A 21,558-nucleotide genomic window follows, 5' to 3' on the forward strand; every position below is an offset into this window, starting at 1 on the left:
CAAAAAAAAGGACTCCGCAGAGTCCTTTTTTTAAAGTTTAAATTTCGAGAGTGCTAAGCACGCATTGGTTCCACCGAAACCAAAGCTGTTATTTAAAACATGCTCGATTTTTCCATCTCGAGCTTTGAGTGGAACATAATCCAAATCGCAATCATCGCTTGGATTCACTAGATTGATTGTAGGAGCCACGATCTGATCTTTAATCGTCATGACACAGAAGGCAGCTTCAATAGCGCCAGCAGCTCCAAGAGCATGTCCTGTCATTGATTTTGTCGAAGAAACCCAAAGTTTTTTCGCATGATCGCCAAATACAGATTTAACACCGGCTGTTTCAAGACCATCACCAACAGGAGTGGAGGTGCCATGAGCATTGATGTAGTTGATATCTGAAGGTTTAAGGTTTGCGTCGTTAAGCGCCATAATCATAGCTTTAGCTCCACCAGCACCTTCAGGGGCTGGGGTTGTCATATGATAAGCGTCCGCAGAAGCACCGTAACCAGTTACTTCACAAAGAATATTAGCTCCGCGCTTTAGAGCCGTCTCAAGATCCTCAAGAATAAGAGTGGCGGCACCTTCAGCTAAAACAAAGCCATCACGATCTTTATCCCACGGACGACTTGCTAATTCTGGAGCATCATTGCGGGTCGATAAAGCCTTCATCGCAGCAAATCCACCGATACCAAGACCACAAACTGTACTTTCAGATCCGCCAGCAATCATCATATCCATGAGTCCATCACGGATATAACGAACGGCTTCTCCGATTGCGTGAGCACCAGAGGCACAAGCTGAAGTGACAGAATAGTTAGGTCCTTGGGCGCCAGTGTAAATACTGACTTGTCCGGCAGCCAGGTTGGTGATTACCCCTGGAATAAAGAAGGGACTGATACGGCCTGGACCGCGATCTTTTAGTTTGGCATGTTGTTCCTCGATATCCTCAAGGCCACCCATGCCAACTCCAATCAGAACACCAGTACGAGCACGAATTGCTTCGGGAAGCATCATTGGGTACCCCGCCATCTCAAGAGCCATTTTGGTAGAGGCTATCGAGTAATGGATAAAGGTTCCCATCTTCTTTTGTTCCTTTTTCTCTATGTAGAGATCAGGATTGAAGCCCTTTACTTCGCCTGCAAAATGCACATCGAAATTGGTATGATCGAATCTTGTGATCGTTGCAATACCAGACTTCCCTTGAAGGGCATTACTCCAAGAATCTTGGATTGTATTTCCTAGGGGAGTCACGGCTCCAACGCCAGTGACGACAACTCTTCTTTGTGTTTTTGCTGGGCGCATGTACTGGGTGCTCATACTAATTGTCCGCCGTAAAAATTACGCTTTACCTTTAGAGGTAATGTAATCAACTACGTTTTGAACTGTTTTAAGTTTTTCAGCATCTTCGTCTGGAATTTCAAGATCGAATTCCTCTTCCATGGCCATAACTAGCTCAACGATATCCAATGAGTCAGCGCCAAGATCGTCAATGAAAGAAGCTTCCAATTTAACTTTCTCAGGATCAACGCCCAATTGTTCAACGATGATATCTTTGATTTTAGGATTAAGAGACATTTGTCCTCCTTAGTTGTTTATTTATATAAACGTTATTAATTTATTCCATGAACATCCCACCGTTCACACTGATTGTGTGTCCGGTGATGTATTTTGACTCATCACTCAGAAGGAAACGAACGGCTTGAGCAACATCCACAGCATCGCCGATTTTTCCTAGTGGGATTTGTTCCATAATCTTATTTTTTTGATCTTCAGTTAAAATATCAGTCATTTCAGTTGCAATAAAGCCCGGAGCTACGCAGTTCAATCGAAGATTGCGCGAAGCAAGTTCTGCCGCGACCGATTTTGTAAAACCAACAGTTCCTGCTTTTGAAGCCGCATAGTTAGCTTGTCCTGGGTTTCCAGTTTGACCAATAACAGAAGTGATATTAACGATAGAGCCCTTACGCGCCTTCATCATCACTTTAGAGAATATCTTTGTCGTCAGGAAAGTCCCGCGTAAATTCGTATTCATTACGCTGTCGAAGTCTTCTGTCTTCATTCTCATAAGCAGAGCATCTTTCGTGATTCCAGCATTATTAACCAGGCCGTCAACTTCTGGCCATTTTGCAAAAATCTGATCAGAAGCTTGATTAACTGACTCTTCAGAAGAGATGTCCATTTTTACATAAAAATGACCTTCCCCTTTAAGAGTCTGTGCTACTTGCTGAGCTGATTCTTCCCGAGAAGAATATGTAAATGCAACCTGAGCACCTTCTTCAGCAAGAAGGCGAACAATTGCAGCGCCAATACCACGGCTGCCACCTGTAACAACGATTTTTTTACCAACCAGGCTGTTCATTCAAATGCTCCATCGTTTTTTCTGGTACACACTGTGTCCGAGGTCTGAGGGAAACTCAAGAAAAATCAATGACTAGATGCTTTCAGAAAATCTTCAATAATTTTAAGATCTTCCATTGAGTTTGTGTTTAGAACATTGAACTCTGGCTCTATTTTTTTTAGTAGGCCGTTAAGAACTTTTCCCACGCCACACTCGATGAAGTTCTTTTTATTTTGAGTCTTCATTAACATCATCGATTGAGTCCACAACACCGGAGCAGAGACCTGACGAATTAAATTTTCTCGTAAATCAGCAGCTTCGGTTACAAAGCTAGCATTGAAGTTTTGTAAGATAGGGAATGTGGCATTCTTAAATTCCATTTGGCTTAAGACGGATCTCATCTTTTCTTCCGCCGGCCTCATCATTTCACAGTGGAAAGGGGCTGAAACCGTCAAAGGAATCATTTTAGCTCGTCGAGGAGCGTTCTCTCCCCAAATATTTTCGGGTTTAAAGTTGTCTTTAAGCCAATCAATTGTTTTTTGATTACCCGAAATAACGATTTGACCGGGGCAATTGAAGTTGGCAGGGGATAGTGGTCCTAATCCGGCTCCTTTAACGGCATAAGCGCAAAGTTCAGCAGCTTGTTCGGCTTCAAGTCCTAGTAGGGCTACCATGCCGCCCTGGCCGACAGGCACAGCGGACTGCATCGCTTGTCCGCGAATACGAACAGCTTTCACGGCATCTGAAAAACGTAGTGCGTCTGCGGCAACCAGTGCTGCGTATTCACCGATAGAGTGTCCGGCTGCAGAATCTACTTTAACGCCGAACTCAGAGCGTAAAACTTTTTGAGTTGCCGTGGAGACAGTTAGAAGCGCCGGCTGAGTATTTTCTGTAAGCGCTAACTCCGATTCAGAACCATGGAAGCAAAGCTTTTTTACATCGAAATTAATCGCATCGGAAGCCTCTTCAAAAACGTCTTTCGCCGCTTTAAAGTTTTCGAATAAATACAGACCCATTCCAGGTTGCTGACTGCCTTGTCCTGGGAAAATCAAATTCATCATAGAATCGACCTCGGTGTTTAAGATTTTAATATTTTAAGAGCAAACTGCCTGATGTCAGGCCGGCTCCAAAGGCGGTTAATAAAATAGTCTGACCACGTTTAATGTGACCATCTTTTTTAGCCATTTCAAAGGCGATAGGAATCGACGCAGCAGAGGTGTTTCCTGTTTCTGCAAGTCGAATAATGACTTTTTCAATTGGAATTTTGAAGTGATCTGCAACAGCCTCGATGATGCGTTTATTAGCTTGATGAGGAATAACCCAATCAACTTTATCTGCAGAAACTTTGTTGTGCTCTAAAACTTCAGAGCAGCATTGGGACATAGTACGGACAGCGTTTTTAAAAATTTCGCGTCCCTTCATTGTCATGTATTGTTGATCATTTTCTAAAACAGTATGAGTGATTGGTATTTTAGATCCACCGGCAGCCAATTGAAATAGCTCGCCTAGGCTTCCATCCGCATGAAGGTGTGATGAGAATATGATATTTTCTGATTGTTCCGGAGCCCGCTGGACAATCCAAGCGCCAGCACCGTCCCCAAATAATATGCAGGTATCACGATCTTTGTAATTAACAAAGCGATGAAGAACTTCTGCTCCAACAACTAAAATGTTTTTGTACATTCCCGAGCGAATGAATTGGTCGGCTACAGATAGGCCGTAGACGAATCCAGAACACGCTGCCGATAGATCAAAAGCCATGACGTCTTTGCATCCAAGCTTTGCCTGAAGTACACAAGCGGTCGACGGCATGACCTGATCGCCAGAAACAGTTGCGACCAAAATCATATCAATGTCTTCTGGAGAAAGTTGAGCGTCCTCAAGAGCGCGAAGGCTTGCTTTGAGTGACAAGTCCGATGTGGCCTCGTTCTCGGCCGCAATATGGCGGCGTTCGATCCCAGTGCGTTCACGGATCCACTGGTCGGTTGTGTCGACCAGTTTCTCGATATCCTGATTGTTTAAAATCTTCTCAGGTAAATATGAGCCTGTCCCTGCTATCCGGGATCGAAACTGTCCTGCCATGGATAGTATATCCTAGAAACCTAGATTAGTTCTTAGCCGCAGAGATCTGCTTGCCCTTGTAGTACATAGCACCGTCTGCACCTTTAGATGCACGGTGAGGACGTACAAGGTCACCAGTTTTCTTATCTACAGCCAAAGCTGGAGTTTCAAGTCCGTCATGAGAACGGCGCATATCACGTCTAGAGCGAGAAGTCTTTTTCTTAGGAGTTGGCATTTCTAACCTCTTTTAATATCCAAAAGTCTATTAACAAAGACTGGTAATCTAACCAAAGTCTTTTAAAAATCAAGCGTTTAATTCAGTTTTAAATTCTTCAATGCTGCAAAGGGATTCTTCTTGTCTTCGTGCGGCATCACTTCATCGTAGATAACTACCTGATCTTTTTCAGGATTATTACAAGTTTTGTGATTTCCTTCTTCATCTATGGGGGCTACGGGATTAAAAGGTGCAGCAAGTGCCACCGCTTCATGAAGGTATTCGCCCATATCAAAAAGGTTATTAATGTATTCGCACACCTCGGGCCCATCTAATTCCTTTTCTGAAATATGATTTACCTTCGAGTATTTCCCTGTTCGATCTTCAGACTGCTTCGGAATGAGGACTTCATTGAATCGAGTATTGATCTTAACTTTAAAATCAACACCACAACGAGAGCAGACATCAGCAAGTTCTGTTTTAATGTTTCCAGTTAAAGAATAGTCATGCTGATTAAGTGGTTTAATAAAGAATTCAGCATTAAAATCAGAATCCTGGATAAGATCAACCAAAGCTTTTGTAGCCTCACCCGTACGGCGATTCCACGAAAAAGACATGCCTTCTTCTGGAATTTCAGTCAGTTTAATAAGCGAAGTGATCATAACATTCTCCTTGGGAGACTTAGGGGTCCGAACGAAAGAATCAGGTTCTAAGACTTTTTAAACTAAGAGTCAAGAAGCCTCCATGGCAGACTGAGGTCTTTGAAAAAAGACCTCAAAGGCAGCCCGAAATGAGGCTTAACAGTATCCTGAATTTAAAAAAAATCCGGTTTAAGCTATATTGCGCACAAATAACATCCCAACCTATCGGAGTTAATATGAGATCTTTCGGTATTTTCTTGGTAACAATGTCTCTTTTGATTGGAGCGAGTTCAAACGCACAAACACCTCTTTGCTCTTCAGACATCGGTAGCATTATAGAAGAGCGCGGTAATCCAAGCGATCAACCGGCCAGCCCAGAGTACGAGGGCGTGCTAAAAGCGGGTGCTGAATTTGAGGAAAAATTAGGACCTTACCCTGAAGATACGGTTATTTATACAAATACAGGATCGTACTATAGCGGCTGGTTTAGGGAAGCTTTTGTTTTAGACCAAAAATGCAATTTAGTTCATTACGAGCTTCTTTATGGAGAATAAAAAAAAGAGAGAGCCTTAGGCTCTCTTTTTTTTATCGAGTTGGAGCGTCTTAAGCTGCCTTGGATTTTTCGGATCCACTAGCAAATTCTTGCTCTTCTTTTTTGAATTGCTGGATTTGCTCCTCCATTTCCTTTTCGGTCATCGTGGACCAATTAATAAGACTGAAGGCTGGGCACCACCCACTCAACCCCATTAATAAGGGAAAGAATCCAAAGAGGAAAATAGGCTGTTGGAAACCGATGAATGCTTGGCTAAACAACGCAAGGCCAATGAAAATTCTAAAATATCTGTCCGTCATTCCCATGTTGCAATACATATGTCCTCCTGTTTTATACCGATTTATTTATCGGAAAAAACAAGGCAACTCTTGAATTTGTCTCTGTCTGACACAAACTCAATTCTTAAGCTTAATTACGAATCCAGTCGTAGTTGAAACTGATCGAAACGCGCTCGTCTTTGGCTTGATTCGGAGGGACTTCGTGGCTCATCCATGATTCAAAAAGAACAATATGGCCCGCTTCAGGTTTGACTTGATAGTGCCATTGGTGTTCTTTTGCGGCGTCTGAGCAGCGAGTGGGCGTATTCATAAAGTTGCGAATTCTTGGATCTTCAAATTTAATGGCTGAACAGTTTTTTGGTGTCTTGACGTAATAAGTTCCAGATATTGCCGAATGCGGATGGATATGCCAGGAGTGTGTGACAGTTGTAGGCATAATATTGATCCATAGACTTGTCATTTGAATGCTTTTAGGGTCGACGTCCCAGGACAGCGCTTTAATATATTTTTTGGTGTGTTTATCCAGCTCTTTTTTTAAGTCGTTAAACGTGCTTGAAAGAGTCCACATCTGGGCTAAAGAGCCATAGGACGTATAGCCTCCGATATAGTTTTTTTTCGACCATTCAAGCCCTTTGTCATCAATCTGAGCGAACTTTTCGCATTCGCTCAAAAGGTCTTTATTCAACTGTTTGGCGTTTTTCGAGATATTCTTTGCGTAGTATATTTGACTCGGAAATAAGGTTTTAATCATATTTATTTATAGCCTTACTCTGGCGTTCCGGCATCTATCCAACGTTTTAAATAAGATAATTCTTTTTCGTCCAATGCAGGAATATTCGATTTTTTAGGAGGCATAAATCTCTTGGCCATTCCCGGTACGCAGACTTGGTAAAGAATCGAGTCCTCTGCTTTTTCAGCGATAAGGTCGGAAAGCTTCATGTCTTCAAGAGTTTCTAGGACTGTGTCTTTTGCTTTTTCAACCGAGTGGCAACTCATACATTTCTTATCTAGGATCTCGGCGCGAAGAACTGTAAAACTCAACGGAGCTGTATCTAGATCTACAATCTTTTCTTGGTTTTTCCCAACCTCATCTAAAAGACGTTGAGTTCCAGATCGAGGCAGTGCGCCTAGCTCGTCTAAAGCATAATTACATGCGGACAGAAGTGTAGAGCTCGCAAGAACAAGAGTTAATATCCAAATTTGAGACTTCATAGCTTTTACCTCGATCGGAACCGCCTTTATAGCAGATAAACCTTAAAAGGCTAAGTGTTTCAGATTCAGATGTAAAACAAAGAGCAGGAACTTCAGGTCTGTCTAAGCTCTAGACAGGGTCCGCGTGAAGCGGCCTTTTTGCGTAAAAAGCATGCTATCGAGACAGTTAATGAGTCGAAATGATTCAAAATTCCCTATTTGAGGCAGGACTTTTTGGCATCGAGCTTGCTCTAGTACTAAGGCAAGAACGAACTGTAACCCGGAGGGAAATATGGAAAAACAAATCTTTAAAATGATGGCTCTTTTACTTGTACTAGCTCCTTCATTCAGCTTTGCGAAAGTTTCCGATTTCCACAATATGATCGAAGATAATATGAAAGCTCAGAAGCAGTTACATGAAACTGTTCAGACTCAAGTTGAGGCTGCCAGAATTGCTGCTCGCGTTCAATCTGAAGACAATACAATCGTAGCTGACGCTAAAGAGATCAATGTTCCTACTAAAAAAGGTATGTTGGTTCACGAAAAAGAGAAGACCTACTACAGAGCTTCCGAGAAAAAACAAATGGATCGTCTAGCCTCTGAGTTTAACGAATCAGAGTTCTAAGATCGAAGCTCAAAAATTGAATACGCCCCCTAAGACGCTTTCCACTCCCCCCAGGAAGGCGTCTTTTCTTTTTTTTGGTATCTTTTACAGATCCTTTTGCGGGTGTTTTATCCTTAAATACATACATGGTATCATTTTTTGATCCCTCGGGTTTCGGCGTTTTCAAGGTAATGGCTTTTGATTAAGTTCGATCTTACGCAAAGGCGGAGGTTTGAAATGAAAGCACTTTTTATTAGGTTATTCTCGACGGGCTACTCTCTAGGTGAAGGACATTTTGCTTTAGAAAAGGAATATGGTGCCGGTTTTTCGGCATGGAGGCTCTAAATGGATACTGTAGTTCAAAAAATTAAAACTGTTTTAAAGCTTCAACTAAAGAAAAAAGGACTTACATACGAGATGTTAGCTGATGAGCTTAATGTTTCTCTTCCCACCATAAAAAGATGGCTAGGGGACGGCGATCTTGGTTTGAACGAACTCTCCGATATTGCCAAAGTTTTAGGTTTATCGATGTTAGATGTGCATTTGCTTGCTGAAAAATTGGAAAAGAAAAATGTTTAAATGCGCACTGCCTTTTGCCAAATAAACATCCAGAATTAAGCAAAATAGAGAACATTTTCGGCGAGATTAAGAATCTCTAAAGTATTAGTTTTCGGAGTTCTGTTTGGGAGTAAACGTAATCTGCGTAAATCATGGTGTTTGTGATATTGCGGTGACCAAGGGCAACCTGCACCAATCTTAAGTCCTTGGTTTTTTGATAAAGTTCGATAGCGAAAGTATGTCTTAAAGAGTGGAATTTCTTCTCTACCGGCCGGTAGAAGGCCCAAATCTGGTAAAGGCGATCGTAGGTGATGGGAAAGAGGCGACTACCTTTAACCCCCTCGCTGTAACGTAATAATAATTTGAACAACTCACTGGGAACTGGAATTTCTCGGTCATTTGAATTCTTAATTCCGCGAATAAAAATGCTTTCATCATAAGAGTTAAGATCCGACTTTTGAAGATTTAAAATTTCAGTCGCACGGGCGCCGGTTCGAATGGCGATCCATAATATGAGACAATCTCGCGTGTCTGAAAGGATATAATCTTTTATTATTTTTAAAAGACGCTCCTTTTCCGGGGGTAAAAGATACTTATTTTTATTCAATTGAGTGCGATTAAAACTTGATGCCATATCTAATTCCATTTTGATCAAAAAAATGGCGAATACAAGACATCCGTTTAATGCGGCGCATTTAAGATGGTGATATGTAAAGCTCTTTTGTTTATACTCAACGCGTCGCAAGCTAGACCAGTACGAAAAGATATCCAACCCCAACTTACAATACCTAAAAATATAGATAAAACAGCTATTTAGCACTAAAGAAAATAGTCAGATTGCACCACTGTAATTTTTCTAAAGGAATGGTTGTTTATTTGGTTTGGGGCAAGTTACCGGAGATGGAATTGCAGAAATCGAGTGAATTTTTAACGAAAACGCCGACTCGAATCTGGACTAAAAAGAGTCGAAAAAAAACTTAGTTCGGAGTGCTAGAAAATAGCAAATAGGGGGGAGATCACTTTAATTTTGGTAGATTTTTAAACGACGAATTTTGCGCTATTTACCACAATAATCAAAATTTGTCTGACCCGAATTCATAAGGAATTCTCGAAATCTAATGTCCTGAGTGAACTCTAGGATGGAGTTCAATCACTCAGCCGGAACCGAGCGATGACAACCGAAATCAAAGGACCACGCCCCCGAAAATTGATTTAAGACTTTTTGGCCAAAAAGCCAAAGGGTTTTTTGTCGCGTGGTTAGGTCTTAAACATTGAATCTGAAAGATATTGATTCAAATTCTCAAAAAACTGTATGCGGTCGCGTTAGGATGATGGGGGCCTAACGCATAGGCAGTGCTGAACTTTTAGGCACATTAAATGCTTATGTTTTCGAGTGGTAGGTTGCAGAAAACGCCCGGGAGATTGAGAACTGACCTTGAGTGAAATCGAGGGTACCGTGTAGGAATTACAGGGCGCGTCTTGCGACCTGGGGGGCTCCCTACCCGGAACCCCATTCTATTAAAAAAAAATTAACACCAGGCGTAAACAAAGTGTGATATAGTCCTCGCATGGAAACGAAGCCCAAAAGAAAAAAAGAGCCGTATCTCATTACCACCGCCAAGATTTTAACCAAAGAGGAAGAGGACCACCTAAGAAGGGTCTGCATTCGCGCTATTAACGCCTGGACGGCCCCTCGGGACGGCCTCATGTTCATGCTGCTACTCGAAACAGGCATTCGCGCTTCGGAGCTTTTAGGGCTTCGTAGGGCTGATTACAGTGAACACAACCACTCATTAACAATTTACGCTTTAAAGGGCTCTAAGCCCCGCGAGATCCCTTTACGGGTCGATCTATCTAGACAAGTGCGCCGGTGGATACTGGACACCCATAATGCACGCTATTTGCGCGAAGTACAGCCCGAGGTAAAAATATTTCCGATCTCCTATGATCGACTTTACGCAATATGGCAAGAGTACAGCCCGAATCCAGAGAAAAAGATTCACTCACTACGGCATACCTTTGCGGTGAATATGTACACCAAGACGCGTGACTTAAAACTGTTGCAGACCATTCTTGGCCATCGCCAGGTATCAAACACAATGGTTTATTTAGATTTTTATTATTCGCAATTTACCATGCGCGAGTTGATGGGGTTAAAATAGAAACGCCGGGGATGTCCCCGGCGTTTTGCATTTTGATAGTTTTAAAACTATTCAGCTTTTAGAGCGACATCTTGCGCTTGAAAATCAACTTCAAATTTGCTCTTGTCATATTCAGAGATCGCCAAAACTTTATCGTTTACAACGATGTCTGCAAGTCTTGCTGCTCGCTCCTCGTGCTTTTCGTCCAAGGTAATAATTCCAGCAGAATTTAGTTTGAACAAACGTGCAGTTTTTGGAATTGGGCTCATGTCGTGCTTGTCAATGCAACCAGTTTCAGCAGAAAAATCTTTCAATGTTCCTGCGCCGGTTAAGCGCAATGAAACGCGTCTTAGTCCTTTTGCACATCTCACTTCCAACTTGTCCTCTGTGTAGTCAACTTGTCCGTTTGGGTACTTGTTCATATAGTGAACCGCGATAGCTAGCATCATATAAAATCCTCCTGATTTTTGTTATTATTTAATGCTTTTCGATACAAATTTCCGAGCGAATTAAGATCCTTCTCAACCCGCACATTCTCTTTTTCCTGAGTTTCAAACTTGTGCTTTACGATTGTTTTTAGTTCCACAACTTCATTGTTGAGTTTCCAAAAAGCACCGACAATGGCCCCAAAATTTGAAATAAGAAATATTAAAACTGCAATCGCTTGATTTTCAGTCATTACCGATCCTTTTATCAATTTCTTTTTCAGCGCCTTTTTGTAACTCATCAGCTTTTTGCGAAATAAAAATACCAACGATCAATTTTAAAAAAGATTTGAATGCTTCTTTCATTTAGACCTCACTTTTTATTACGGAATACGCCGCTTTAAATTTTTCAAAATAGGCATCTGCGAAACCTTTACCGCTCGCAATCTCGTTTATAGTTCCCTGGAGACCCTGGTTGTATGATTTCACCAGGTATTCAACTTGTGACGTTCCAAGCTTCTTTAACTGAATTGAGGACCATGCAAAATATTGCGCGGCGATTCTCACGGCATATTCAGGGTTATTTAATTTTTCAGCGGTCGCCTGAAAATCAAATTGCTTTGCCGTTGTGGGTCTGATTTGCATTAGTCCCCATGACAGACCATCGGTTGACTTCGATGATTCTAAGTCCTTTGGATTTTTTAAACCCCTGGCAACGCTTGGGGCGCGGCCTAAATTTGATTCGACCATGCAAATTGCTTTTAGCATTTTCCAATCAAGACCGAACTTTACAGCTTCTTTTTTAAAGAGGTGATCCCAGTCGGGGATTGAAGTAAATTTATTTTTTAAACTCGGCATGATTGAATCTGACTCCATAGTGATTACAATTAAAAAAGCGATGGCAACAATCGCAATTTTCATTTTTTAAATCCCTTCGCTTTTTGGTTGAGAAAAAGATAACCAAAATAAATTACAGCGAAAGGCAAAACAAAATTTGCGATTTTCAAAATTCCAATTAAATTATTTCCTAGCGACTGAGCTCCGTCGAGCCCCGCCTCAACAACATCAACGACAACTGTTTTAGTTAAATCCAAATAACTAATTTTTGATGCCTGTCCCTGGATTGCCGCAAAATACGAATTGTGATCTTTTGGGACGCGACCACGCGCTTGATCTGCTAAAGACTTCATTGCAACGCTTACTTGCGTTTGACTTAGTCTATTTGAATTGATTGCAAGTCCTAATCCATCAGCATAAATGTCGTACTTTATGCCGTAGAACTTTTTAAAATCTGCAAACGTCGTAGGTACTCCCGCGAAGTTTTTTGAGTATTCCCAGAAAAATCTAAACGCTTGATTGCCGGCTTCGAAATCACTCATAACGACCAGTAATCCTTATGCCGCAATTGTTCGTTGCTGCGTTACTAATTAAAGCAAGTTTTATATCTGAATCAAAAACTAATCCATTTGGAAAATAGAAAGTTTTTTGATGATTGTACGAGAGTTGACTTATATTTTCCAACAAGCGGGCAGTAGCGCCAGCATTTGAAGGGACTGTAAATTGCTCTAAAAGCACATAAACCGCGTTTCCGAGGTCAAGCTGTATTAAATTTGGTATAACTCCAGATCCACCCAAGTTGTGAATCTCAATTTTGTAAACTCGAAACAACTCATTTGCGCCATTTGGCACAATTGGAACATTTACCAATGTGAGATTTGGTAGGTTTACAACGCTTGAAAAAACGATGCGAGATTTTATTTTGCTTGAGAATGCGCCCATCTTAGTATTCCTCGAATATTGTTATTTGTGCTTGTGAGTCTATGTTTGTATAGTCATTATTTTTTACCCAAAGCTCAGAAGAATTTTTAAATTCGAAAATATCAGGATTAAAAAAAGGTCCGAAATTTTGAACTAATGAGTCGCCAAAATTCAGTCTGCTTCCTTTTGTAATTTTAATTATTGCATTTTTTCTCGTGGAACTGGCAGATAGTAGTTTTACAGGCGTGTTGGCTATTGTATAATTATTAACTGTAAAACTATTTCCATTAGTTAATGAAATAGCTCCGCTTGATCTCTGCGTATATGAACCAGAACTAAATTCAGACGAAAACATAAATACAATAGTCATTTTTTTGCCAGGCTGTACCGGCCAGTAAAAAAATCCTTCGCCGACAATAGAACCAAATACAATAGAGTCACGTTCCATCAGGATTAAGTGATCTTGAGATTCGTCCATTGAGTTAGGTTTAAAAAATACCTGGGCATCTGATCCCGAAACGCTTTCAACGAGTAAAGACTTGAACTGGTGCGAAATCTCGTAAGGATTGTATTTTGTGTATGATTCGCCGAGGTCAAATTCAACGCGCACAAATTCACGCGGTCTTTTTTCTTTAGAGTATAGAATTTCTGAATTTTGTGACTGCTTTTTTAGGTCGAAAAGTCCGTCCATTTTATTACTTTCCTTTTTTGCCTAAGATTAAGTAAAGTCCGATCAATCCAACAACCGCGACGCCAATATAAATATATTTTTGCTCAATCGACGTGCCAGCAATCTCAACAACCGCCGGTGTTTGGTTTGTTGCTTGAGCTGGAACTTGTGCGGCACCAGGCGGGCGGGGGATTGAAGCTTTAGCCCAATCGACTACTGAAGTTTGAACCATTCCCTGAAGTTGATTTTTAACGTCATCCCATCCCATGTCTAAATTCCTTTTCTAAGCTTGTATGCAACGGCAAGACCCAAGAATAAGAGCGAGCCGATTACTAAATAAGTGCCTGTGTTACTTTTTGAAAAATTGGTTTGTGTCGGCGCAATAGCAGATCCGCCGGTCATGGCCGGAGTCCGCGATTGATTGCCAGGCAAAAGCCCTGCAACGATGTCTCCGCTCCCTGGCGCGTAGCTTTCAGCAAGACCAGCGAGGGCACCGTTTGGATTTGTTGCTGCTTTTTGCAAAAGTCCCGCACCTGCAAGTGTATTGCTTACTGTTGTGGCGCTAGGTGCTGACATACTAGCAACGGAGCTTCCAATCATCGGAGCCGCCGCGACAGCGCCAACAACAACCGCGCTTCTAACCGCCGTTCGGCCCATCAAAGACCAGTCTGCGGCGTCGATATTGCGGCCATACGAGGCCGAATTTGCTTTCGAGGCCGATTCGGTAATATCTTTTGAAAAACCAAGAGTAAGAGTGTTAGCGGCATCCGTTCTGAGTGCAGAGTTCACTGTGCTACTCGCGTTTGAAGCGATAGCAACGGAATTAGATCCAGTTGTTGCGTAGGCTATATTACCAGCAGCACCTTGCAAATCACCACGACCAACGGACTCAACGGCTTTAACCGTGTTCCTGATCGGTGCGGTTACCGCGCCAAGCGCCTTGCCAACATCGCCGCCAATTTTAATTTTTGGTAGCTTGATACCAAATCCCATTAAAAACCTTCCTAGTTTTTCAAAAGATCCGGCTTTTTTAAAGAAAGCCGGAAAAAACTTGATCGAAGAAACTACTATTTGCCGTCCATAGCGAAAATAATTTCGTCAAACATAATATGTGCAACTGCATCTTTGGTGTAAGTCGCAAGGCTCGAAGTATCCACGAGCAAATCTAGCGAGTTTACGCCGTCAGTTTGCGCCGCTGGCAACGCTGAATTGATTTTTCTCTCGTTCAGCAAGTTTACATAGCAGACTCCATCAAGTCTGTTAGCACCGGCAACGGTTGGAGCCGTTACACCGGACTCCATGCGATTAAACGCCTGAAGAGATTTGAACGATGCTCTTTGTTTTGCGGTCATCCCATTTCTACGAATAGCAACAGTTTCAATCAGGTTGTTTGTTGGGTTTGTATTTGTGTCACCATTTAGCGTGTAAAGCATGATGGCACCAATATTGTTACCCTTTGGAATCTCAATTGCCTGATCGCGGCCCGCAGCTTTAAAGCCGCGTGGTTGTTGAATCTGCTTCCAAATATGGAATGCCTGACCCGCCGGAACATCAGGATTTTCGATTGTTGAAACCTCAATCTTGATGTCTGCGTTATCAAATACAACCGGCGCTGTGTTTCCTTCTTGCAAAAGATTTGCAAGTGTCGCGCAGTTGATTTTTAACTCCGCTGACTGATAGTTTTTCGCATTGAACCAAGTCATCTCACGGCCAAAACCGGGCTCGCAAAATAAATGCTCAAAAGGCAAATAAACCGTTTCACGGAATGTTGTCGTTTGGGTAGTTGTCCCGAACGAAAAGATACCTGGAGTTGTAGGATATAAATCCGAAAGTGCTGTTGCACCTGTAGAGCTAAAACGCTCATTCTCAACGCCGGTAGCAAGGAACTGCTGGAATGCAAGGAACGCCGGACGAACCGATTTGATAGCATCGGCACCATTTACCGTTACATCAAGGCGGTTAATCAAAGAGTCCATCGGACCTTCAGGGCGACCTAGTGGAGTCCCTGATGCCCATGTAGATCTGACTGATCCGAATATGCGGATAATCAAGCCCACATAACATGAGTCTTTTGGGATTGGAACAGTAATCAATTTGTTGTTTGAGAACTGTTCTGTTGCAAGAATACGAGAGCTTCTAGAGCCAATATAATTTGGTACTGGCATTGATTAACCCTCGATCAATTTTTTAACTTGTGGAACACGAGCAACAACTACCAATACAAGTACCGCTGCAATTGCGCCATACATAAGAGCTTTCTTATCCATTTGAATTTTCCTCCTGAAAATTGTTTTTTATTTACCGTCTAACAAAGTCTCGGAGTGATAATTTAAAAACTCAAGGTCCAGAATATTTTTTTATTTTTGTCTTTTTTGTCCCGGTTTTTTTGTACGAAAAAATCCTATTTTTCGGTCGAAAAAAGTCTTATTTCGTCCTCAAAAGGAGAAAAATAAATGAATTTACGGCGTCCTAATTTTTGCAAAAGCTTTTTATCGACGTGCAAAAAATCAGATACGCAATCAATATCATTTCGTTCGTGAAGCTGCCCGCAAAAAATATGCGCCGATTGTGCTAAAATGGCTTTATTTAGCTGTCCTGGCCGCTGCGTAATTGCAATCACATTTATTTTTCGGTGCCGTCCGATCATTAATATATTTTTCAAATAATGTGGCAATTTGTGCGGCGTCGATGTTAATTGAGCCTCTTCTAAAAGAAGAGTGCAGTCGCCAAGTTCAAAAACAAGTCGAAAAAAACCATCTATCAAATCATCCGTGGCCTTTATGTGCGGCGATGGTCGAAATACAACCTTATAAGAGCGCATTTTTTTTTCGATAATTTGTTTAAAGATTTGAACTAGACCTTTTAAATCATGCGCGTAGGCATCGCCGGAATATTCAGCCATAGGGTCGAAAATAATTTGCCGAGGGAATTTTTCGGCAATTTGCGCGGCCAGGTAGCTTTTTCCCGAGCCGCGCATTCCTAAAACAGTAAAACAATCCGTAGGTCCAAAATTCATGCAACCGCCGCCAAAAAAAGAAGGGTTAGAATCAACCAAACAACCAAAAAAGTGATAAAAAATAAAAACACTAATTTGATTTTTTGAATCAAATTCAAGCTATTCCCCTTGGTAAAATCATGTTGCGGTCAATTACTGGAACCGAGGAGCTATTTTGATTTTGTGGCTCTATGGGTTTACTTTCACTGACCGCAACAGAGGTGGTACCGTGAATTTTGCTTTTCTGTTCTAAATAATTATCAAGCGCGGCCTGTTTTTCGCCGTAGATCATAAGCATTGAAATTCCGAACATCACGAGTGCCGTTTTACCGGGGTCCATTGATTCAAGCCTTGGGGCGTAGTAATTCATCATCACATTTGCATATTCGAGCGGAGCCTCGGCCTCTGCATCCGTTAATTCCAAATCAGGGCATCCGGTTTTTTTAGACCACATTTTGAACGGCATTTTTAAGCCATTTTTAATCAATGGCTTAAAATCCATTTCGGGCATTGGGGGACTTGGCGGCGCGAAGGCATTTAAGGGGGGACCCTCGACGCCGCCAGTTTGTAGGTCGAATTGAGGTTTTTCGGCTTCAATTTTGGGGCGACGGCCCCTTTTTTCGCCGGGTTTTCGCGTAAGTGGGCGGGGTCTTTTTCCCCCGCCAAATTCTACTTTTTGGTCATTTGGTTTTTTTTCGATCTCAATTTCAGCCAAAGCCGCATTAAAAGACTCGATTTTTTGCGTATTTTCGCTATTTTCCGACACGCCATTGGCGGTAGAAAAATCATTGTTGGATTCCATCCTGGACCCCTCTCAATAAAAGTTATTTTTTGCATTTATTTTGAATTTTTAAAAGTTGATGACCTAAAATCCTATTTATTTTTTTTGCTTTTTTAATGTAATTTTCAGAAGCAGTTTGACGAGAATAGATTAAATGATTTTCTAAAATTCGATCTTGAATATCATGATAAAATGAAATTTGACCCCAAAATTTTTCTCCTTCATTTCTAAAAATATTAAAAATCACTTTTTCCAAAATGACCTTAAAACAGACAAAAGAATAATTATGCCTCATTTTTTTATAGAGTGAGCGGAGTGCTAAACGTCGTTTATTGGAAACCAATTTTTTCCGATCAATTTCATTTATAAAATTTAGATAAACGGCAAATCCTATGGAGCCGAACATGCTATCGACGTCAAATTCATCATTTTTGTTTATATTTTCCACTATTGCGGAACCCAGTTTTTTTGGACAGCATCTTCCGAAAAAGCTTTAACGGCGTAATGCCGGGCGAGACTTAAAAATTCCCTGGCTTTTTTTACCTGTTCTGTTTGGTAGCATTTCGCCAGAAGCACCGAGTCAACCTCATCGAAGCGCTGGTGGGTTTGCAAAAGGAAAAATTCTTGTGGTTTATTTTCGTCCAAAATAACGGGTTTATTTGGGCGCTTTTTTGGTGCCTTTTTTTTGCTCATTTTTCGTCCTTAAAAATTCTTACAAAACAAAATTTCAATTACTGTGGTGTTTTTTATTTGCCAAAGGTGGGGGTTAAAGGCAATAAGATTAAGTTGCTGATGGGTAAAAAATACTTGTTTAGCTACAACGCGTTATAAAACCCTCCATTTGTGGTATATTTTACAGAGCGTTTTTTCTGAGTAATATCAATGGTTTACAACTAAAGATAATAGTCATAAGCTTTAGTCTAATTTGAAAAAGGGGGTGTTGGGGTATGCATTTTAATAAAAACCAAGAGAATCAAAGAGTTAGCTTGACCTTTAAAATGACTAACATAGGATTAAGGGGTAAATAACAACTATAGACATTGTTAATAGCAACGCAATATTGCGTAAAACAACATTAAGAAGCGGGAAGAATATGGGTAAGGATATTGAATTAGAAATTCGAAAAAAAATTAAAGCCTCAATCCGCGAGAGCATTTTAAACGAAGAAATACACGGAAATCCCCCCATATTGAGTCCAAATATGGATCAACTAAAAGATGTGGAATTTGATGAAAAAAGCCTGGATTTTGATACGAAAAACGAAGAAGTAAAGGCGAAGACAAGCTTACGAATGACCTATGAAGCTCAAGTTGAGGTTCTTAAAAGACAGTTGGGCGACTTAGAGCAAATTCGTGGGAATTTAGGGCTATCTCAAAGAAAAATGGCTCAACTTTTAATGGTCGATCCTTCAAGTTGGACTCGTTGGACCAAAAAAGGAGACGAAGCTCCTCCTCAAGTTTGGAGGGCATTGCAGTGGTATTTGGCTCTGCAGGGGAAAATTCCAGGTTTAAATAACCAATATTTTTTAAGCGAAAGTTCAAGAAGTCTTGAACTCAAAAATCAAGAGCAGATTTCACATCTTCGCTTGGGTATGCAAGACGAGATTCAAAAGATAAAAGCTGAATTGAAGCTATTTAAAATTATTTCGATATTTTTAGCACTAACATTGGGAAGTTTGTTTTTGTGGTTATCAATGCAAGGGTAATTTCACTAAGAATGTCGTATTTTTGGCCTTGGTTAGGTACAGCAAGTTCCCGCCGTGCTCGCTAATGATTCGGCTAGAGATGCTTAACCCAAGACCGGTTCCTTTTCCAACTTCTTTGGTTGTAAAAAAAGGCTGCATCATTTTTTCAGCAACGCCATCAGGAATTCCATCTCCAGAATCCGAAAACTCTATAACAGCGAAAATTCCTTCAGCATAGGCTCGAATTTCTATCCAGGGATTTTCGTGACTTTGAACGGCATCAAAAGAGTTATTTAATAGGTTCAGAAAAACTTGAGTTAACTGGGTTTCGCGTCCCAAAATCAAAAGCTTAGGGTCTATGTTTGTTTTTAGTTCTACGCCATGATTTTTGAATCTTTCCGCGCAAAAAATTAAAGTCTCTTCTATGACTGATGTGAGTGTAATTGGAAGTAATGGTTCGTGTTCGGCTGGTGCACGAGAAAAAGTGCGAAGCCCATCAATAATTCTTGAAATGCGCAGGATTGTTTTATCGATGATATCGGTACTTTCTAATATTTTCTCTTTAGAAAATGGGTCCTTGTCTAGTTGCTTTCTTAGGAGTCCCGTTCGGGCTCTGATAATAGCAAGTGGGTTGTTAATCTCGTGAGCGATCCCTCCTGCCATTTCCCCCAATGAGGAAAGTTTCGACGCCTGAAGAAGTTGGTATTGGCTTTCTTTGAGTTCGTCTTCCTTTTTGTCTATTAATTTTTTAATTTTATCTTGGTTTTTAAGCAAAGAGCTTAAAAGCGAAAAAAGTAGAATCGAGATGATTGATAAAAAAGCACTAATCCAAGCAACAATCGGCAGACGATTTTTGTAGGTCGAGCTTAGCTGCCAGGAAATCTTGATTTTTTTATCAGCAAATGGGATTTCAGTCAGATGAATGTTTTTTTCGTTCTTATTATAGCTGGGTGATGAACCAATTTGTTCTTCGTCGTTAAAGTTGCTTAAAGAAATAGAATATACAACGTCAGAGTTCTTCGTATTTTCTTTAAATAACGAACTCAAAAAATCATCCCAGCTAAATACAGCGTACGACCATCCAATAAAGTCATTCGTCAGTTTATCAAAAGTTGGGTAGTAGAATAGAAAGCCATAGGGAAGATTGGGCTTATTTACGATTTGTATTCGATTCGTGATTGCGGGTTTTTGAGTAAATATTGATTTTAGTGCGGCGGCATAGCGATTTTGCTCTGTAGCAGTATCTAGTCCTAGGGCCCTAAAGTTGGTGGCTAAAGGTTCGATAGCGGCAATAATAAAGGATTGGTCCGGATTGATAGCGCCCTTATTAATATCTGCTGCTATAGACTTGTAGGATATATTAGTTTTATTTCTTTGGTTATAGCCTTGCAGCCACCGCTCTACTGAATTTCTAGAAACTGAATAGATAAAGCCAATTCCCAGAATTCCAGGATATCGTTCTTCAATTTTAATTTTAGAACTCATTTCAGCCCATTTTTCGTTACTGACTTCTCGTTCTGCGGCAAGCAAGGTCGATGCGAAAGTTAAAGCAAAAGTATTGTCTTCAATTCTTTCATTAAAGCGATACTCTAGTTTTTCAATAGTCTGCTGAATTGAAGCATAGTTATTTTTTGTTTCAACATAGTGTGTGTACTGAACTAAAAAGCCGCTTGCAATCCAGGATGCTACAAGCACGTAGGCCGCGTAAGATCTTAAAATCCGTGTCGGCATTTTAGAAAGTAAAATATAAGTGACTGACACTCCGGCGAAAACTAGTTGAAGATTTAAAAAATTAAAATTGTCATCTCCACGCAAAAAGAAATTGTCTACTTTGGTGTGTAATACCCAAATAGCATAGATATATATAGTCAACATCGCTACGTAAGATTTTTTATTATTGGTCAAAAGAAGAAGTACTAATAAAAACCCATTTATAAGAAAAATTATATTTGGGCCTGACTGATATTTAAAAAGGGCAACAGCTCCGCCTAGGGCTACGATAATCACCAATAAATATGACAAAATTCTGTGAAGAAAGCCTTGGCGGCGAAATAAATCAGCTTTTTTGAAAATATAAAACACAGGTCCTAAAATGAGGATCCCCAGGGCGTCGCCAATCCACCAGGTTAGAAGCGATTCGTAAACCGCCTCGGATTCTTTCACGACCTGAAATTTAATCAGTGAGTATACGCCAACCAAAGCGCTGATCCATACGCCAAAAAAAATGGCACTTAAAATTGAAATCAGTTCGGGATTTTCACCAACTCGCAGCCATTGGCGCCGAATGAATTTATAGGCGATGGCCGATAAAAGGCCCTCAAGGCTATTGCCGATCGCGATACAGGCCGCTAAAGCGGTGGGCGAGCCAGCATCGAGGTTGTATAAAAAGGCACCTATAAAAATGGGGATAAAACTTATATTTCCAAAATAAAGAAAAGATAAAAATGCGACACCGGAGGCTGGCCATATTGGAGAGACATTATTGTTTATGCTAGCAAGCTCTAGACCTAGTCGGCCCGCGATAAATGCGACCAATGCAACAACAAAGAACTGCAATAGCTTTTTTAAAAGGACATGAAATAAAAAAGGAAGGTTTTTTTTGTCTTGTTGCATAATTCTCATTAGAATCTTTTATTTAGTAAAAATCAAAAATCTTTTAGGCTTTAATCTTAGAA

The 21,558-nt window shown here is 40.8% G+C and carries 30 protein-coding genes; 5 read left to right on the plus strand and 25 right to left on the minus strand.

The features are described 5' to 3' along the window. Positions 1 to 30: 30 nt before the first annotated feature. From fabF to AC04MN_RS13545, 7 genes are all read right to left on the minus strand, one after another. Positions 31 to 1,308 (minus strand): beta-ketoacyl-ACP synthase II, encoded by a 1,278-nt coding sequence (gene fabF, locus AC04MN_RS13515; protein ID WP_475383734.1) that lies wholly within the window; start codon positions 1,306 to 1,308, stop codon positions 31 to 33. 21 nt (positions 1,309 to 1,329) lie between these two features. Next, positions 1,330 to 1,566, minus strand: coding sequence for an acyl carrier protein (gene acpP / locus AC04MN_RS13520; protein ID WP_475383735.1), 237 nt, complete (start codon positions 1,564 to 1,566; stop codon positions 1,330 to 1,332). A 40-nt stretch (positions 1,567 to 1,606) separates the two neighbouring features. Beyond that, positions 1,607 to 2,350 (minus strand): 3-oxoacyl-[acyl-carrier-protein] reductase, encoded by a 744-nt coding sequence (gene fabG / locus AC04MN_RS13525; protein ID WP_475383736.1) that lies wholly within the window; start codon positions 2,348 to 2,350, stop codon positions 1,607 to 1,609. A gap of 65 nt (positions 2,351 to 2,415) precedes the next feature. Next, positions 2,416 to 3,390 (minus strand): ACP S-malonyltransferase, encoded by a 975-nt coding sequence (fabD, locus tag AC04MN_RS13530; RefSeq protein WP_475383737.1) that lies wholly within the window; start codon positions 3,388 to 3,390, stop codon positions 2,416 to 2,418. A 25-nt stretch (positions 3,391 to 3,415) separates the two neighbouring features. Next, on the minus strand, positions 3,416 to 4,411 hold the full coding sequence (locus tag AC04MN_RS13535) for a beta-ketoacyl-ACP synthase III (protein WP_475383738.1): 996 nt from the start codon (positions 4,409 to 4,411) through the stop codon (positions 3,416 to 3,418). A 25-nt stretch (positions 4,412 to 4,436) separates the two neighbouring features. Next, positions 4,437 to 4,625 (minus strand): 50S ribosomal protein L32, encoded by a 189-nt coding sequence (rpmF, locus tag AC04MN_RS13540; protein WP_475383739.1) that lies wholly within the window; start codon positions 4,623 to 4,625, stop codon positions 4,437 to 4,439. Between the two features lie 77 nt (positions 4,626 to 4,702). Beyond that, entirely contained in the window at positions 4,703 to 5,266 is a 564-nt protein-coding gene (locus AC04MN_RS13545; RefSeq protein ID WP_475383740.1) for a YceD family protein, read from the minus strand. 215 nt (positions 5,267 to 5,481) lie between these two features. Between AC04MN_RS13545 and AC04MN_RS13550 the strand changes: the two genes are divergently transcribed. Next, positions 5,482 to 5,799 carry a hypothetical protein gene (locus AC04MN_RS13550; protein ID WP_475383741.1) on the plus strand — a complete coding sequence of 106 codons (318 nt, stop codon included), beginning with the start codon at positions 5,482 to 5,484 and terminating at the stop codon, positions 5,797 to 5,799. A gap of 49 nt (positions 5,800 to 5,848) precedes the next feature. On the opposite strand, the gene AC04MN_RS13555 is transcribed toward AC04MN_RS13550, so the two are convergent. From AC04MN_RS13555 to AC04MN_RS13565, 3 genes are all read right to left on the minus strand, one after another. Continuing rightward, the gene (locus tag AC04MN_RS13555) at positions 5,849 to 6,115 is read right to left on the minus strand and encodes a YgaP family membrane protein (protein WP_475383742.1); all 267 of its coding nucleotides are present in this window, start codon (positions 6,113 to 6,115) and stop codon (positions 5,849 to 5,851) included. Between the two features lie 91 nt (positions 6,116 to 6,206). Then, positions 6,207 to 6,827 carry a TIGR02466 family protein gene (locus tag AC04MN_RS13560; RefSeq protein ID WP_475383743.1) on the minus strand — a complete coding sequence of 207 codons (621 nt, stop codon included), beginning with the start codon at positions 6,825 to 6,827 and terminating at the stop codon, positions 6,207 to 6,209. A gap of 14 nt (positions 6,828 to 6,841) precedes the next feature. Next, positions 6,842 to 7,288, minus strand: a complete 447-nt coding sequence (locus tag AC04MN_RS13565; protein ID WP_475383744.1) for a hypothetical protein — start codon at positions 7,286 to 7,288, stop codon at positions 6,842 to 6,844. Positions 7,289 to 7,559: 271 nt separating this feature from the next. Between AC04MN_RS13565 and AC04MN_RS13570 the strand changes: the two genes are divergently transcribed. Further along, on the plus strand, positions 7,560 to 7,892 hold the full coding sequence (locus AC04MN_RS13570) for a hypothetical protein (protein WP_475383745.1): 333 nt from the start codon (positions 7,560 to 7,562) through the stop codon (positions 7,890 to 7,892). Between the two features lie 324 nt (positions 7,893 to 8,216). Next, positions 8,217 to 8,450, plus strand: a complete 234-nt coding sequence (locus tag AC04MN_RS13575) for a helix-turn-helix domain-containing protein (protein ID WP_475383746.1) — start codon at positions 8,217 to 8,219, stop codon at positions 8,448 to 8,450. 76 nt (positions 8,451 to 8,526) lie between these two features. On the opposite strand, the gene AC04MN_RS13580 is transcribed toward AC04MN_RS13575, so the two are convergent. Beyond that, complete coding sequence (locus tag AC04MN_RS13580) at positions 8,527 to 9,063, minus strand: tyrosine-type recombinase/integrase (RefSeq protein WP_475383747.1); 537 nt, start codon at positions 9,061 to 9,063, stop codon at positions 8,527 to 8,529. A 934-nt stretch (positions 9,064 to 9,997) separates the two neighbouring features. On the opposite strand from AC04MN_RS13580, the gene AC04MN_RS13585 reads away from it, so the two are divergent. Continuing rightward, the gene (locus AC04MN_RS13585) at positions 9,998 to 10,591 is read left to right on the plus strand and encodes a tyrosine-type recombinase/integrase (protein WP_475383748.1); all 594 of its coding nucleotides are present in this window, start codon (positions 9,998 to 10,000) and stop codon (positions 10,589 to 10,591) included. 47 nt (positions 10,592 to 10,638) lie between these two features. Here the strand turns inward: AC04MN_RS13585 and AC04MN_RS13590 are convergent, their stop codons facing one another. From AC04MN_RS13590 to AC04MN_RS13650, 13 genes are all read right to left on the minus strand, one after another. Next, positions 10,639 to 11,019 (minus strand): hypothetical protein, encoded by a 381-nt coding sequence (locus AC04MN_RS13590; protein ID WP_475383749.1) that lies wholly within the window; start codon positions 11,017 to 11,019, stop codon positions 10,639 to 10,641. Beyond that, positions 11,016 to 11,249 carry a hypothetical protein gene (locus AC04MN_RS13595; RefSeq protein WP_475383750.1) on the minus strand — a complete coding sequence of 78 codons (234 nt, stop codon included), beginning with the start codon at positions 11,247 to 11,249 and terminating at the stop codon, positions 11,016 to 11,018. The genes AC04MN_RS13590 and AC04MN_RS13595 overlap by 4 nt, the downstream gene beginning before the upstream one ends. Before the next feature lie 112 nt (positions 11,250 to 11,361). Then, entirely contained in the window at positions 11,362 to 11,916 is a 555-nt protein-coding gene (locus AC04MN_RS13600; RefSeq protein ID WP_475383751.1) for a transglycosylase SLT domain-containing protein, read from the minus strand. Continuing rightward, on the minus strand, positions 11,913 to 12,374 hold the full coding sequence (locus AC04MN_RS13605; RefSeq protein ID WP_475383752.1) for a hypothetical protein: 462 nt from the start codon (positions 12,372 to 12,374) through the stop codon (positions 11,913 to 11,915). Before AC04MN_RS13605 ends, AC04MN_RS13600 begins: the two co-directional genes overlap by 4 nt. Then, positions 12,367 to 12,774 carry a hypothetical protein gene (locus AC04MN_RS13610; protein WP_475383753.1) on the minus strand — a complete coding sequence of 136 codons (408 nt, stop codon included), beginning with the start codon at positions 12,772 to 12,774 and terminating at the stop codon, positions 12,367 to 12,369. Before AC04MN_RS13610 ends, AC04MN_RS13605 begins: the two co-directional genes overlap by 8 nt. 1 nt (position 12,775) lies before the next feature. Further along, positions 12,776 to 13,444, minus strand: a complete 669-nt coding sequence (locus AC04MN_RS13615) for a hypothetical protein (RefSeq protein ID WP_475383754.1) — start codon at positions 13,442 to 13,444, stop codon at positions 12,776 to 12,778. A 4-nt stretch (positions 13,445 to 13,448) separates the two neighbouring features. Then, the gene (locus AC04MN_RS13620) at positions 13,449 to 13,691 is read right to left on the minus strand and encodes a hypothetical protein (RefSeq protein ID WP_475383755.1); all 243 of its coding nucleotides are present in this window, start codon (positions 13,689 to 13,691) and stop codon (positions 13,449 to 13,451) included. A gap of 2 nt (positions 13,692 to 13,693) precedes the next feature. Beyond that, the gene (locus AC04MN_RS13625; RefSeq protein WP_475383756.1) at positions 13,694 to 14,416 is read right to left on the minus strand and encodes a hypothetical protein; all 723 of its coding nucleotides are present in this window, start codon (positions 14,414 to 14,416) and stop codon (positions 13,694 to 13,696) included. Between the two features lie 74 nt (positions 14,417 to 14,490). Beyond that, entirely contained in the window at positions 14,491 to 15,588 is a 1,098-nt protein-coding gene (locus AC04MN_RS13630; RefSeq protein ID WP_475383757.1) for a hypothetical protein, read from the minus strand. Positions 15,589 to 15,824: 236 nt separating this feature from the next. Beyond that, complete coding sequence (locus AC04MN_RS13635) at positions 15,825 to 16,439, minus strand: ATP-binding protein (RefSeq protein WP_475383758.1); 615 nt, start codon at positions 16,437 to 16,439, stop codon at positions 15,825 to 15,827. Positions 16,440 to 16,533: 94 nt separating this feature from the next. After that, the gene (locus tag AC04MN_RS13640; protein WP_475383759.1) at positions 16,534 to 17,220 is read right to left on the minus strand and encodes a hypothetical protein; all 687 of its coding nucleotides are present in this window, start codon (positions 17,218 to 17,220) and stop codon (positions 16,534 to 16,536) included. 22 nt (positions 17,221 to 17,242) lie between these two features. Next, on the minus strand, positions 17,243 to 17,647 hold the full coding sequence (locus AC04MN_RS13645; protein WP_475383760.1) for a hypothetical protein: 405 nt from the start codon (positions 17,645 to 17,647) through the stop codon (positions 17,243 to 17,245). Next, entirely contained in the window at positions 17,647 to 17,892 is a 246-nt protein-coding gene (locus AC04MN_RS13650) for a hypothetical protein (RefSeq protein ID WP_475383761.1), read from the minus strand. The genes AC04MN_RS13645 and AC04MN_RS13650 overlap by 1 nt, the downstream gene beginning before the upstream one ends. Positions 17,893 to 18,292: 400 nt before the next feature. Here AC04MN_RS13650 and AC04MN_RS13655 point away from each other — a divergent pair, with 400 nt between their 5' ends. Beyond that, positions 18,293 to 18,904 carry a hypothetical protein gene (locus tag AC04MN_RS13655; RefSeq protein ID WP_475383762.1) on the plus strand — a complete coding sequence of 204 codons (612 nt, stop codon included), beginning with the start codon at positions 18,293 to 18,295 and terminating at the stop codon, positions 18,902 to 18,904. On the opposite strand, the gene AC04MN_RS13660 is transcribed toward AC04MN_RS13655, so the two are convergent. Next, positions 18,890 to 21,505, minus strand: a complete 2,616-nt coding sequence (locus tag AC04MN_RS13660) for a CHASE domain-containing protein (RefSeq protein WP_475383763.1) — start codon at positions 21,503 to 21,505, stop codon at positions 18,890 to 18,892. The two genes, AC04MN_RS13655 and AC04MN_RS13660, sit on opposite strands and share 15 nt — an antisense overlap. Between the last annotated feature and the right edge of the window lie 53 nt (positions 21,506 to 21,558).

It is taken from the genome of Bdellovibrio sp. ZFWA1 (genome assembly GCF_056175665.1).